Source organism: Streptococcus mutans, from assembly GCF_006739205.1.
GTDB lineage: Bacteria > Bacillota > Bacilli > Lactobacillales > Streptococcaceae > Streptococcus > Streptococcus mutans.
In genome coordinates, this window is sequence record NZ_AP019720.1 from 381,823 (window position 1) to 395,110 (window position 13,288).

Consider the following 13,288-nt stretch of genomic DNA (forward strand, 5'->3'; position numbering starts at 1 on the left):
AAAGAATGTCAGGACTAATAGCTTTTATTATTATCTTTGGAATTATAGTTCTTGTCCATGAATTTGGTCATTTCTATTTTGCTAGAAAATCAGGAATTTTGGTTCGGGAATTTGCCATTGGTATGGGGCCGAAAGTTTTTGCACATCAAGGAAAAGACGGTACAGCTTATACCATTCGAATTTTGCCTTTAGGTGGCTATGTCCGTATGGCTGGCTGGGGAGAAGATACTAGCGAAATTAAAACAGGGATACCTGCCGCTTTGACGCTTAATAAAGCAGGTGTGGTCACTCGTATTGACCTTTCTGACAGGCAAGTGGACAAGACGGCCTTGCCTATAAATGTGACAGCTTATGATTTAGAAGACAAATTAGAGATTACAGGACGCGTTCTTGAAGAAACTAAGACTTATCCAGTGGATCATGATGCAACAATTGTTGAAGAGGATGGAACAGAAATTCGCATTGCACCGCTAGATGTGCAATATCAAAAGGCTAGTATTTGGGGACGTTTAATCACTAATTTTGCAGGTCCCATGAATAACTTTATTTTAGGTATTTTTGTTTTTGCCCTCTTGATTTTTGTGCAAGGCGGTGTTCAGGATTCTTCAAGCAATCATGTGCGTGTGACTCCTAACAGTGCTGTAGCTAAGCTCGGACTTAAGAATAATGATCAAATTTTACAAATTGGGAAAAACAAAGTTCATAATTGGAATGATCTCACTAATGCGGTTGCTAAGTCAACTAGTAATTTGAAAAAGAAAGAAGCTATTCCAGTTAAGGCTAAGACTCAAGGAAGCGTAAAAACTTTAAAAGTCATCCCTAAAAAAGTTAATGGGAATTACGTTATTGGTGTCATGCCAAGTATGAAAACAGGATTTGGGGATAAAATTGTTGGTGCCTTTAAGATGTCTTGGGACGGCGCTTTTGTTATCTTGAATGGTCTTAAAGGGCTAATCCTACAGCCAAGTCTCAATAAATTAGGTGGTCCTGTTGCGATTTATCAACTGAGTAATACAGCTGCTAGAGAAGGTTTTGCAAGAGTCCTTGAATTAATGGCTATGCTTTCTATTAATCTGGGTATTTTTAATTTGTTGCCTATTCCTGCTCTTGATGGTGGTAAAATTTTAATCAATTTTATAGAAGTTATTCGAAAAAAACCGCTCAAACAAGAGACAGAAACCTATATTACCCTCGCTGGTGTTCTTATTATGGTTGCGCTTATGATTGCAGTAACTTGGAATGATATCATGCGAGCATTTTTCTAAATTAATGAGACGGAGTATAATTTTTAATGAAACAAAGTAATATGTTAATCCCAACCTTGCGCGAAATGCCAAGTGATGCACAAGTCATCAGTCATGCCCTTATGGTGCGTGCTGGTTATGTCCGCCAAGTATCGGCAGGGATTTACTCTTATTTACCTTTAGCTCATCGCGTTATTGAAAAAATTAAAGAAATCATGCGTGAAGAATTTGATAAAATTGGTGCTGTTGAAATGCTGGCACCTGCCCTTTTAACAGCTGACTTATGGCGTGAATCCGGCCGATATGGAACTTATGGGGAAGATCTTTATAAGTTAAAAAATCGCGATCAATCAGATTTTATTTTAGGGCCGACTCATGAAGAAACTTTTACAAATCTCATCCGTGATGCAGTGAAATCTTACAAGCAGCTTCCCTTGAATCTTTATCAAATTCAAGCAAAATATCGTGACGAAAAACGCCCTCGCAATGGCTTGCTTCGTACTCGTGAATTTATTATGAAAGATGGCTATAGTTTTCATGCTGATTATGACAGTTTAGATGCTACTTATGAAGATTATCGTAAGGCTTATGAAGCCATTTTTACTAGAGTTGGTTTAGATTTTAAAGCGATTATTGGTGATGGCGGTGCTATGGGTGGTAAAGATAGTCAGGAATTTATGGCAGTAACGCCAGATCGTACAGATTTGGAGCATTGGCTGGTTCTTGATAAAGCTATTGGCTCTATTGAAGAGATTCCAGCTGATGTTTTGAAAGAGATTAAACAAGAACTCTCCTCTTGGTTAATATCAGGAGAGGATACTATCGCTTATTCAAGTGAGTCTGATTATGCGGCTAATCTGGAAATGGCGACGAGCGAATATAAGCCTAACAATAAGGTTGTTTCTCATGAAGATATACAGCGTATTGAAACACCAAATTGTAAAACGATTGATGAAGTTGCTGCCTTTTTAGAAATAGATCCAACACAAACCATAAAAACCTTATTATTTATTGCAGATGATGAACCAGTTGTTGCTTTACTTGTAGGAAATGATCAGGTTAATGAAGTTAAACTAAAAAACTATCTGGGTGCTGACTTCTTGGAACCAGCTAATGAAAAAGAAGCAAGAGAAATTTTTAGTGCTTCCTTTGGTTCTCTAGGTCCAGTTAATCTACCAGAAAATGTCAAAATTGTGGCAGATCGTAAGGTGAAAAATATTGGGAATGCCGTTGTTGGTGCTAATGAAGATGGCTATCATTTGACAGGTGTCAATCCGGAACGTGACTTTGAAGCTGCTTATGTTGATATTCGTGAAGTCTGTGAAGGAGAGGCATCTCCAGATGGTAAAGGTGTTCTTAAATTTGCGCGTGGTATTGAAATTGGTCACATTTTTAAATTGGGAACACGTTATTCAGAAAGTATGGGAGCTAACATTCTTGATGAAAATGGACGTTCAATCCCTATTATTATGGGAAGTTATGGCATCGGTGTTAGTAGAATTCTATCAGCAGTCATTGAACAAAATGCACGTATCTTTGTTAATAAGACACCTAAAGGAGCTTACCGATTTTCTTGGGGAGTTAATTTTCCTAAAACGTTGGCGCCATTTGATGTCCATCTCATTACGGTTAATGTAAAGGATGAAGTCTCCCAACAATTGACAGCAAAAGTAGAAGAAAGTTTGGTAGATGCTCACTATTCTGTTTTAACAGATAATCGGAATGAGCGTATTGGTTCGAAATTTTCTGATAGTGACCTTATTGGGCTGCCGATTCGTGTAACAGTTGGTAAAAAAGCTTCAGATGGTATTGTAGAAGTTAAAATAAAATCGACTGGAGATACAATTGAAGTCAATGCAGAGAACCTATTAGAAACTTTATCTATTTTGATAGACTAGAATTTTTTTGAAGGCTGAGCTACTTGTGCCCAGCCTTTTGATATTTAAGATATTATAAAATCAGGTTCAGAAAGAGAATGAGCGATTCAGCAGTTGATTTTTAATAATCAATAGTGTATTTGTCAAAACTTTTTGAAATTCTTTTGAAAAAGTCTTGACAAAATTATAAATACTTTGATATACTATGAAAGTTGCTGTTTAAAGTAGCACTAAGCCCTTTGAAAACTGAACAAGAAGACGAACCAACCAAAGTGCAGGGTGACATAAAGAAATGTGACCTGTCAAAGAACGAAACATAAATCTGTCAGTGGACAGTAATGAGAAAGAACTCAAACGATTAAATGAGAGTTTGATCCTGGCTCAGGACGAACGCTGGCGGCGTGCCTAATACATGCAAGTGGGACGCAAGGGAACACACTGTGCTTGCACACCGTGTTTTCTTGAGTCGCGAACGGGTGAGTAACGCGTAGGTAACCTGCCTATTAGCGGGGGATAACTATTGGAAACGATAGCTAATACCGCATAATATTAATTATTGCATGATAATTGATTGAAAGATGCAAGCGCATCACTAGTAGATGGACCTGCGTTGTATTAGCTAGTTGGTAAGGTAAGAGCTTACCAAGGCGACGATACATAGCCGACCTGAGAGGGTGATCGGCCACACTGGGACTGAGACACGGCCCAGACTCCTACGGGAGGCAGCAGTAGGGAATCTTCGGCAATGGACGAAAGTCTGACCGAGCAACGCCGCGTGAGTGAAGAAGGTTTTCGGATCGTAAAGCTCTGTTGTAAGTCAAGAACGTGTGTGAGAGTGGAAAGTTCACACAGTGACGGTAGCTTACCAGAAAGGGACGGCTAACTACGTGCCAGCAGCCGCGGTAATACGTAGGTCCCGAGCGTTGTCCGGATTTATTGGGCGTAAAGGGAGCGCAGGCGGTCAGGAAAGTCTGGAGTAAAAGGCTATGGCTCAACCATAGTGTGCTCTGGAAACTGTCTGACTTGAGTGCAGAAGGGGAGAGTGGAATTCCATGTGTAGCGGTGAAATGCGTAGATATATGGAGGAACACCAGTGGCGAAAGCGGCTCTCTGGTCTGTCACTGACGCTGAGGCTCGAAAGCGTGGGTAGCGAACAGGATTAGATACCCTGGTAGTCCACGCCGTAAACGATGAGTGCTAGGTGTTAGGCCCTTTCCGGGGCTTAGTGCCGGAGCTAACGCAATAAGCACTCCGCCTGGGGAGTACGACCGCAAGGTTGAAACTCAAAGGAATTGACGGGGGCCCGCACAAGCGGTGGAGCATGTGGTTTAATTCGAAGCAACGCGAAGAACCTTACCAGGTCTTGACATCCCGATGCTATTCTTAGAGATAGGAAGTTACTTCGGTACATCGGAGACAGGTGGTGCATGGTTGTCGTCAGCTCGTGTCGTGAGATGTTGGGTTAAGTCCCGCAACGAGCGCAACCCTTATTGTTAGTTGCCATCATTAAGTTGGGCACTCTAGCGAGACTGCCGGTAATAAACCGGAGGAAGGTGGGGATGACGTCAAATCATCATGCCCCTTATGACCTGGGCTACACACGTGCTACAATGGTCGGTACAACGAGTTGCGAGCCGGTGACGGCAAGCTAATCTCTGAAAGCCGATCTCAGTTCGGATTGGAGGCTGCAACTCGCCTCCATGAAGTCGGAATCGCTAGTAATCGCGGATCAGCACGCCGCGGTGAATACGTTCCCGGGCCTTGTACACACCGCCCGTCACACCACGAGAGTTTGTAACACCCGAAGTCGGTGAGGTAACCTTTTAGGGGCCAGCCGCCTAAGGTGGGATGGATGATTGGGGTGAAGTCGTAACAAGGTAGCCGTATCGGAAGGTGCGGCTGGATCACCTCCTTTCTAAGGAAAAACGCAAAGCACATTAGGGGGAACTTCTTGTTTAGTTTTGAGAGGGTAAGTGGGGCCTTAGCTCAGCTGGGAGAGCGCCTGCTTTGCACGCAGGAGGTCAGCGGTTCGATCCCGCTAGGCTCCATTAAAACAGGATACTAACAGACGGTTCGCTTGCGAATACTTCTGTAGAAGATTATCTATTTTTCTAAGAAGTCAGTCTGGAGTTCAACTTCATATCTTGTTTAAGACAAGGAAGTCTATAAAATCCACTTAGGATATGTTAAGTATCCTAGAGATGGTTCATTGACAATTGAATAGCTAGTAAAAGCCCTATAGCGCAGCTATAGGGAAACAAAAAAGAAACCGAGACGCTGAAAAGCCAGAGAAACGAGAAATAAGGTTAAGTTAATAAGGGCGCACGGTGGATGCCTAGGCACTAGGAGCCGATGAAGGACGTGACGAACGACGACATGCTTTGGGGAGCTGTAAGTAAGCCTTGATCCAGAGATATCCGAATGGGGGAACCCAACAGGTAATGCCTGTTATCCATAACTGTTAAGGTTATGAGAAGGAAGACGCAGTGAACTGAAACATCTCAGTAGCTGCAGGAAGAGAAAGCAAGAGCGATTGCCTCAGTAGCGGCGAGCGAAGAGGCAGGAGGGCAAACCAGAGTGTTTACACTCTGGGGTTGTAGGACTGCGATAAAGCAGCCAAGGGAATAGAAGAAGACTCTGGGAAGAGTCGCCAGAGAGAGTAAGAGCCTCGTATTTGAAATTCACTTGATGCCAAGCAGGATCCTGAGTACGGCGGGACACGAGGAATCCCGTCGGAATCTGGGAGGCCCATCTCCCAACCCTAAATACTCCCTAGTGACCGATAGTGAACCAGTACCGTGAGGGAAAGGTGAAAAGCACCCCGGAAGGGGAGTGAAAGAGAACCTGAAACCGTGTGCTTACAAGAAGTTCGAGCCCGTTAATGGGTGAGAGCGTGCCTTTTGTAGAATGAACCGGCGAGTTACGTTTACGTGCGAGGTTAAGTTGAAGAGACGGAGCCGTAGGGAAACCGAGTCTGAAAAGGGCGGTTAAGTACGTAGATGTAGACCCGAAACCAAGTGACCTACCCATGAGCAGGTTGAAGGTGCGGTAAAACGCACTGGAGGACCGAACCAGGACACGTTGAAAAGTGTTTGGATGACTTGTGGGTAGCGGAGAAATTCCAAACGAACTTGGAGATAGCTGGTTCTCTCCGAAATAGCTTTAGGGCTAGCGTCGGTCGCGAGACTCTTGGAGGTAGAGCACTGTTTGATTGAGGGGTCCATCCCGGATTACCAATCTCAGATAAACTCCGAATGCCAACGAGTTAAGACCGGCAGTCAGACTGCGAGTGCTAAGATCCGTAGTCGAAAGGGAAACAGCCCAGACCACCAGCTAAGGTCCCCAAATAATTGTTAAGTGGAAAAGGATGTGGGGTTGCACAGACAACTAGGATGTTAGCTTAGAAGCAGCTATTCATTCAAAGAGTGCGTAATAGCTCACTAGTCGAGTGACCCTGCGCCGAAAATGTACCGGGGCTGAAACAATTTACCGAAGCTGTGGATCCCTTAGGGGATGGTAGGAGAGCGTTCTATGTGCGCAGAAGGTGTACCGCAAGGAGCGCTGGAGTGCATAGAAGTGAGAATGCCGGTATGAGTAGCGTAAGACAGGTGAGAATCCTGTCCACCGTAAGACTAAGGATTCCAGGGGAAGGCTCGTCCGCCCTGGGTTAGTCGGGACCTAAGGAGAGACCGATAGGTGTATCCGATGGGCAACAGGTTGATATTCCTGTACTAGAGTATTGAGTGAAGGAGGGACGCAGCAGGCTAACTAGAGCGTGCGATTGGAAGAGCACGTCCAAGCAGTGAGGTGAGGACTGAGTCAAATGCTTAGTTCTGCGCCACCAAGCTGTGACGGGGAGCGAAGTTTAGTAGCGAAGCTAGTGATGTCACTCTGCCAAGAAAAGCTTCTAGCGTTAATGAATACTCTACCCGTACCGCAAACCGACACAGGTAGTCGAGGCGAGTAGCCTCAGGTGAGCGAGCGAACTCTCGTTAAGGAACTCGGCAAAATGGCCCCGTAACTTCGGGAGAAGGGGCGCTGGCGATAAGTCAGCCGCAGTGAAAAGGCCCAAGCAACTGTTTATCAAAAACACAGCTCTCTGCGAAATCGCAAGATGAAGTATAGGGGGTGACGCCTGCCCGGTGCTGGAAGGTTAAGAGGAGCGCTTAGACGTTTGTCGAAGGTGTGAATTGAAGCCCCAGTAAACGGCGGCCGTAACTATAACGGTCCTAAGGTAGCGAAATTCCTTGTCGGGTAAGTTCCGACCCGCACGAAAGGCGTAATGATTTGGGCACTGTCTCAACGAGAGACTCGGTGAAATTTTAGTACCTGTGAAGATGCAGGTTACCCGCGACAGGACGGAAAGACCCCATGGAGCTTTACTGCAGTTTGATATTGCGTATCTGTTACACATGTACAGGATAGGTAGGAGCCAAGGAAGAGTGAACGCTAGTTTACTTGGAGGCGATGTTGGGATACTACCCTTGTGTGATGGCTACTCTAACCCGGTAGGTTGATCATCTACGGAGACAGTGTCTGACGGGCAGTTTGACTGGGGCGGTCGCCTCCTAAAGTGTAACGGAGGCGCCCAAAGGTTCCCTCAGACTGGTTGGAAATCAGTCGCAGAGTGTAAAGGTATAAGGGAGCTTGACTGCGAGACAGACAAGTCGAGCAGGGACGAAAGTCGGGCTTAGTGATCCGGTGGTACCGTATGGAAGGGCCATCGCTCAACGGATAAAAGCTACCCTGGGGATAACAGGCTTATCTCCCCCAAGAGTTCACATCGACGGGGAGGTTTGGCACCTCGATGTCGGCTCGTCGCATCCTGGGGCTGTAGTCGGTCCCAAGGGTTGGGCTGTTCGCCCATTAAAGCGGCACGCGAGCTGGGTTCAGAACGTCGTGAGACAGTTCGGTCCCTATCCGTCGCGGGCGAAGGAAATTTGAGAGGATCTGCTCCTAGTACGAGAGGACCAGAGTGGACTTACCGCTGGTGTACCAGTTGTTCTGCCAAGAGCATCGCTGGGTAGCTAAGTAGGGAGGGGATAAACGCTGAAAGCATCTAAGTGTGAAGCCCCCCTCAAGATGAGATTTCCCATAACGTTCAGTTAGTAAGAGCCCTGAGAGAAGAACAGGTAGATAGGTTGGGAGTGGAAGCGTTGTGAGACGTGAAGCGGACCAATACTAATCGCTCGAGGACTTATCCAAAAATAAGTGACTAAGGGCGTAAAATCCGCCTGAAAAATAGGAAATGGGTGCAGTGTTTGATGGACACCAGACCATTTCTCTTTTTTCCAAGGATTTAGCCCGAGTACCATTTTTTAAAGAAAGCAGGCGCAGCGTCGGTTTCAGTGGCTAGCTATTCAATCGTGAGTGAGCGATCACGCTTGTTAAGTGATGATAGCCTAGGGGAGACACCTGTACCCATGCCGAACACAGCAGTTAAGCCCTAGCACGCCTGAAGTAGTTGGGGGTTGCCCCCTGTGAGATAGGGTCATCGCTTAGCAAGAGGGAGTTTAGCTCAGTTGGGAGAGCATCTGCCTTACAAGCAGAGGGTCAGCGGTTCGAGCCCGTTAACTCCCATAACTAAGTAACTAAAGTGATTAGTTAGAGGTCCCGTGGTGTAGCGGTTATCACGTCGCCCTGTCACGGCGAAGATCGCGGGTTCGATTCCCGTCGGGACCGTCTTTTTCTGAAAAGAGAGGGATCATCGACTCGTTAGCTCAGTTGGTAGAGCATTTGACTTTTAATCAAAGGGTCACTGGTTCGAGCCCAGTACGGGTCATCAAGAGATGCGGGTGTGGCGGAATTGGCAGACGCACCAGATTTAGGATCTGGCGCTTAAGGGCGTGGGGGTTCAAGTCCCTTCACCCGCATATAGAGGAGATAGGCCGGCTTAGCTCAGTTGGTAGAGCATCTGATTTGTAATCAGAGGGTCGCGTGTTCAAGTCATGTAGCCGGCATTGCGAACGTAGTTCAGTGGTAGAACATCACCTTGCCAAGGTGGGGGTCGCGGGTTCGAATCCTATACGTAGGTTGACTTATAACATATCCAGAGAGAAGGCTACCCTTGACCTTCTCTTTTATGGCTCCTTGTCAACTGTAATAAGTGATTGATAAAGCGTGCGAGAGAATCAGATTGGTTCTCTCTTTTGTGATGTTCAAATTTTTAGTAGCTAATATAACTAAAAACACTCCTAAGTTGGACTTTTGTATCCAATTTTAGAAGTGCTTACAAGTGAATTGCTTTTAAATTACCATTATTTGAAAAGTTACAAATCTATGTCCAATTCATAAGGGAGAATAATAGTTTCTCTGCCATTATTATCAATAATTTGAACGATTTCTGGATAGAAAGGGTCAAATTTGGTTGCATAGTCAGATACAATAACGGTTTTACTGTATTTATCGTAGTACTTAAAACTCAGTTGCCCTTGATTATTCACTAATTGAAAGGTTAAAAGAGTGTCAAGTGTGAAAACGTCTTTTAAGTTATTATCAAGAATTTCCCAAAAAACATCAATCAATTCGGGAGGTAAACTTGTTACCACACCAAAACTTGCATACCGTCCCTTTGTATTTGTAAAGGCCATGATATAAGAGACTCCTTTCTATAAAAAAGAAAGCACCACTGAAGTGCTTTTTGACAACTTTAACGATTCTTAAGTTCAAGATAACGTTTGTACCAAATATTGATATAGGATTGTGAAAAGGGTCCTTTACCATTATTAATCCAGTCTACTAAAATTTTGACGTTTTCTTTCAAAATGTAGTCAATATCAGAAGAATATCCCATTTTTTGTTTATGTAACTCATATTCATCAACATCTAGAAGTTTTTTTTCACCATCTGCAAAAACCTTAACATCTAAATCATAATCGATATACTTTAATGCTTCTTGATCCATTATATAAGGACTAGCTAAGTTGCAATAGTAAGAAACGCCATTATCTCGAATCATTGCGATGATATTAAACCAGAATTTTTTATGAAAGTAAACAATAGCTGGTTCGCGGGTTACCCATCGTCTCCCATCACTTTCAGTGACTAGCGTATGATCATTAACACCAATAACGGCATTTTCTGTTGTTTTTAGTACCATAGTGTCGCGCCAAGTTCGGTGCAAACTACCATCATGCTTATAACTTTGAATTGTAATAAAGTCGCCTTCCTTAGGTAATTTCATTGCCTTACCAACTTTCTACAATTAAGCTTGTCTTTTACAGTTTAACATAATTTCAAGAAAAAAGCATTTTTTTCTGTCAGAAAGGTTACAAATACTCCCGTAAGGCATTTTTAATAGCATCAAAGGCAAAGCCTTTTCTGGCTAAGCTTTGTGTCAGGCGTTGTCTGAGTTCATAATTTTCATATTTTTTACTATATTTCCGATATTGTTTATCTAGTTCTTTATAAATAAGTTCTTCTTCATTTTCAGAATTGTTTTCAATATCTAAATCTTCAAGAGCTATTTGGGCTTCTTGATAGGAAAATCCTTTGGTCGTTAAGGCTTGCTTGAGTTTATCCTTGAGAGCTCTTTTTGGGAGCTTACTTTGATATTTTTTAAGGAGTTTTTGGGCCGTTTTAATGCAAATACTGCTGAAATCAAAATCTTTTAACATGTCTTCAATTAATTGAGATTCGATTCCTTTTTGAAGTAATTTCTGTTTAAGGATAAAGGCGCCTTTATCACCAGAATGAAGATTTTGCTGCAATATATTGTCGATATATTTACTGTCATCAAGCCACTTTTCCTCTTTTAATTGGGTGAGAATCTGAGGAATAACAGTAGTGTTAATATCATGTCTTATCAGATAATCTTTGACTTCTTTTTCCGTGCGCTGTTTAAAAGAAAGATAATACAGAGCAAGGTTTTTACCATAAGAAAATTGGGCAAAGGTCTTGATTTCTTCTAGTTGCTCAGGAAGAATTTCCTTATTCTTGCTGAGCATAAAATGGACAATGGTATCTTCAGTGATATAGAAATGTTCAGCTTCATCAATTTCAATCAGATAAAGTCTTTTTTTCTTTTCAATTTTAGTAATTTTCATGCCTTTATTATAGCAGAAAATGATAGAATAGTAGTATGAATTTACGAGTAAAACAAAAGATTCCCTTGAAAATCAAGAGAATGGGAATTAACGGTGAAGGAATTGGCTTTTATAAGAGAACCTTAGTTTTTGTTCCCGGTGCTCTGAAAGGTGAAGAGATTTTTTGTCAAATAACCAGTGTTAAACACAATTTCGTGCAAGCCAGACTATTGACCATCAATAAAAAATCTAAATTTCGGGTGCGGCCTGCTTGTCCTATTTATGAGGAATGTGGCGGCTGTCAAATCATGCATTTACGTTATGATAAACAATTGGATTTCAAAAAAGATTTGCTAAAGCAAGCTTTGAAAAAATTTAAGCCGCAAGGTTATGAGACCTATGACATTCGAGCGACAATTGGAATGGAACACCCTCAGCATTATCGCGCCAAGTTACAATTTCAGACGAGAAAATTTGGCGGTTCTGTTAGAGCGGGACTTTTCAAAGAGCAAAGTCATCATTTGGTAGATATTAAAGATTGTTTGATACAAGATGAGCTGACCCAAAAAATCGTCAATCGAGTCTGTCAGCTTTTGGACGACTACAATATCCCTGTTTATGACGAACGGCGTCATTTTGCTGGTGTCAGAACTATCATGGTCAGAAAGTCACAAGCCACCAATCAAGTTCAGTTGATTTTTGTAACCAGTAAGGAAGTTAATCTCGTCGGAATTATTCGTGATTTGACAGGATATTTTCCAGAAATTAAGACGGTTGCCGTTAATTTTAATTCCAGCAAATCCAGTGCTATTTATGGTCAGAAAACAGAAATTCTCTGGGGTATTGATAGCATATCAGAGGAAGTTTTAGATTATTCCTTTTCTTTATCTCCCAGAGCCTTTTATCAACTTAATCCTCAGCAGACGCAAGTTCTTTATCATCAAGCACTTCAAGCTCTTGATGTGACTGCAGAAGATCATTTAATTGATGCTTACTGTGGTGTCGGTAGTATTGGTCTTGCTTTTGCTAATAAAGTAAAATCAGTTAGAGGGATGGATATTATTCCTGAAGCTATTACAGATGCTAAAAGAAATGCTGAGCGTATGGGATACACAAACACCTATTATGAAATGGGGAAAGCCGAAAATGTTATTCCAAAATGGTACAAAGACGGCTATCAAGCATCGGCGCTTATTGTTGATCCACCTAGAACAGGACTTGATGAGAAACTTTTAAAAACTCTGCTAACCTATCAGCCAGAAAAAATGGTTTATGTCTCTTGTAATGTTTCAACTCTTGCCAGAGATTTGGTTCAATTGGTTAAAGTCTATGAAGTCAATTATATCCAATCGGTCGATATGTTCCCTCATACAGCAAGAACTGAGGCTGTTGTTAAATTAGTAAAACGAAAACAAAATAGTTGTTCTAAAAAAAGTAAGGAAGTAAAATGACAAAAACAATCACTTTAATTTATATTAGTTTAAGCGGCAATACCAAAAGTTTTGTAGCTCGCTTGACAAACTATCTACAGTCAAAAACGGACTTAACAATTCATTCTGTCAATGTCAAAGATTTAGTTAAAGATCAGGCAGATTATTTTGCCCTATCTGATTATTTTGTTGCTTTCTTACCAACCTATCTTGAAGGTGGAAATGGTCTTGACAGTGGGGATATTGAAATTTTGACAACCCCTTTACGAGAGTTCATAGCTTTTGCAGATAATTATCGTTATTGCTATGGCATTGTTGGTTCAGGCAATAAAAATTTTAACAATCAATATTGTCTGACGGCTAAGCAGTATGCTGAACAATTCGGTTTTCCTGTTCTTGATAATTTTGAATTGCGCGGTCTGGCCGATGATGTTGAACGTGTTGGTGATAAGATTTTAGCCTTATACGCAGTTAACTAATATTTTTATTTAAGAACAAGTAAATCAACAAGCAACAATAGAAAAAAGGAACTGAGATAAATTTTCAGATCCTTTTTCAATTATCGTTATTGTTACCGCCCACCGGACATTGTGAAATTTTGATTAGAATTATTTTCTTGATTTTAAAACATTTAAGTTATGTTGGTTATTAAAAATAAACCTATAAGTTGTTTGATATTGTATAGTTATTGTTATACAATAGAACTATAAAGA

General features: G+C 42.1%; 7 protein-coding genes, 7 tRNA genes and 3 rRNA genes. 14 read left to right on the forward strand and 3 right to left on the reverse strand.

All coding sequences use genetic code 11. From position 1 onward, the window contains the following. Positions 1-5 precede the first annotated feature (5 nt). From FNL60_RS02035 to FNL60_RS10340, 12 genes are all read left to right on the forward strand, one after another. Complete coding sequence (locus FNL60_RS02035) at positions 6-1,265, forward strand: M50 family metallopeptidase (protein ID WP_002279919.1); 1,260 nt, start codon at positions 6-8, stop codon at positions 1,263-1,265. A 26-nt stretch (positions 1,266-1,291) separates the two neighbouring features. Then, positions 1,292-3,142, forward strand: a complete 1,851-nt coding sequence (locus FNL60_RS02040; protein ID WP_002273415.1) for a proline--tRNA ligase — start codon at positions 1,292-1,294, stop codon at positions 3,140-3,142. A 337-nt stretch (positions 3,143-3,479) separates the two neighbouring features. Further along, positions 3,480-5,036: ribosomal RNA gene (locus FNL60_RS02045) — 16S ribosomal RNA — on the forward strand. 60 nt (positions 5,037-5,096) lie between these two features. After that, a tRNA-Ala gene (locus FNL60_RS02050) sits at positions 5,097-5,169 on the forward strand. Positions 5,170-5,425: 256 nt separating this feature from the next. Further along, positions 5,426-8,326, forward strand: a 23S ribosomal RNA gene (locus tag FNL60_RS02055). Positions 8,327-8,508: 182 nt separating this feature from the next. After that, positions 8,509-8,624 (forward strand): 5S ribosomal RNA (gene rrf / locus FNL60_RS02060). Together the 16S, 23S and 5S rRNA genes with 7 tRNA genes alongside form the textbook arrangement of a ribosomal RNA operon. A gap of 4 nt (positions 8,625-8,628) precedes the next feature. Beyond that, positions 8,629-8,701: transfer RNA gene (locus FNL60_RS02065), tRNA-Val, on the forward strand. Positions 8,702-8,730: 29 nt separating this feature from the next. Then, positions 8,731-8,803, forward strand: a tRNA-Asp gene (locus FNL60_RS02070). Positions 8,804-8,830: 27 nt separating this feature from the next. After that, positions 8,831-8,903 (forward strand) — tRNA-Lys (locus FNL60_RS02075). Between the two features lie 9 nt (positions 8,904-8,912). Continuing rightward, positions 8,913-8,994, forward strand: a tRNA-Leu gene (locus tag FNL60_RS02080). 14 nt (positions 8,995-9,008) lie between these two features. Next, positions 9,009-9,081, forward strand: a tRNA-Thr gene (locus FNL60_RS02085). A 6-nt stretch (positions 9,082-9,087) separates the two neighbouring features. Then, positions 9,088-9,152 (forward strand) — tRNA-Gly (locus tag FNL60_RS10340). A gap of 238 nt (positions 9,153-9,390) precedes the next feature. On the opposite strand, the gene FNL60_RS02090 is transcribed toward FNL60_RS10340, so the two are convergent. From FNL60_RS02090 to recX, 3 genes are all read right to left on the reverse strand, one after another. Next, positions 9,391-9,711: a DUF960 domain-containing protein gene (locus FNL60_RS02090; protein WP_002263685.1), complete on the reverse strand. Its 321-nt coding sequence runs from the start codon at positions 9,709-9,711 to the stop codon at positions 9,391-9,393. A gap of 59 nt (positions 9,712-9,770) precedes the next feature. Then, positions 9,771-10,304 (reverse strand): nucleoside tri-diphosphate phosphatase, encoded by a 534-nt coding sequence (gene ntdP / locus FNL60_RS02095; protein WP_002263684.1) that lies wholly within the window; start codon positions 10,302-10,304, stop codon positions 9,771-9,773. Between the two features lie 85 nt (positions 10,305-10,389). After that, the gene (gene recX, locus FNL60_RS02100; protein ID WP_002271360.1) at positions 10,390-11,166 is read right to left on the reverse strand and encodes a recombination regulator RecX; all 777 of its coding nucleotides are present in this window, start codon (positions 11,164-11,166) and stop codon (positions 10,390-10,392) included. Between the two features lie 35 nt (positions 11,167-11,201). On the opposite strand from recX, the gene rlmD reads away from it, so the two are divergent. Further along, positions 11,202-12,596 carry a 23S rRNA (uracil(1939)-C(5))-methyltransferase RlmD gene (gene rlmD, locus FNL60_RS02105; RefSeq protein ID WP_002312063.1) on the forward strand — a complete coding sequence of 465 codons (1,395 nt, stop codon included), beginning with the start codon at positions 11,202-11,204 and terminating at the stop codon, positions 12,594-12,596. Then, entirely contained in the window at positions 12,593-13,054 is a 462-nt protein-coding gene (gene nrdI / locus FNL60_RS02110) for a class Ib ribonucleoside-diphosphate reductase assembly flavoprotein NrdI (RefSeq protein ID WP_002264375.1), read from the forward strand. Before rlmD ends, nrdI begins: the two co-directional genes overlap by 4 nt. The last annotated feature ends 234 nt before the right edge of the window (positions 13,055-13,288 follow it).

Excerpts from the sequence above, each read along its gene's own strand:
- nrdI (WP_002264375.1), top strand. The coding sequence starts at position 12,593 with ATGACAAAAACAATCACTTTAATTTATATTAGTTTAAGCGGCAATACC.
- FNL60_RS02035 (WP_002279919.1), top strand. The coding sequence starts at position 6 with ATGTCAGGACTAATAGCTTTTATTATTATCTTTGGAATTATAGTTCTT.
- FNL60_RS02040 (WP_002273415.1), top strand. The coding sequence starts at position 1,292 with ATGAAACAAAGTAATATGTTAATCCCAACCTTGCGCGAAATGCCAAGT.
- rlmD (WP_002312063.1), top strand. The coding sequence starts at position 11,202 with ATGAATTTACGAGTAAAACAAAAGATTCCCTTGAAAATCAAGAGAATG.
- recX (WP_002271360.1), bottom strand. The coding sequence starts at position 11,166 with ATGAAAATTACTAAAATTGAAAAGAAAAAAAGACTTTATCTGATTGAA.
- ntdP (WP_002263684.1), bottom strand. The coding sequence starts at position 10,304 with ATGAAATTACCTAAGGAAGGCGACTTTATTACAATTCAAAGTTATAAG.
- FNL60_RS02090 (WP_002263685.1), bottom strand. The coding sequence starts at position 9,711 with ATGGCCTTTACAAATACAAAGGGACGGTATGCAAGTTTTGGTGTGGTA.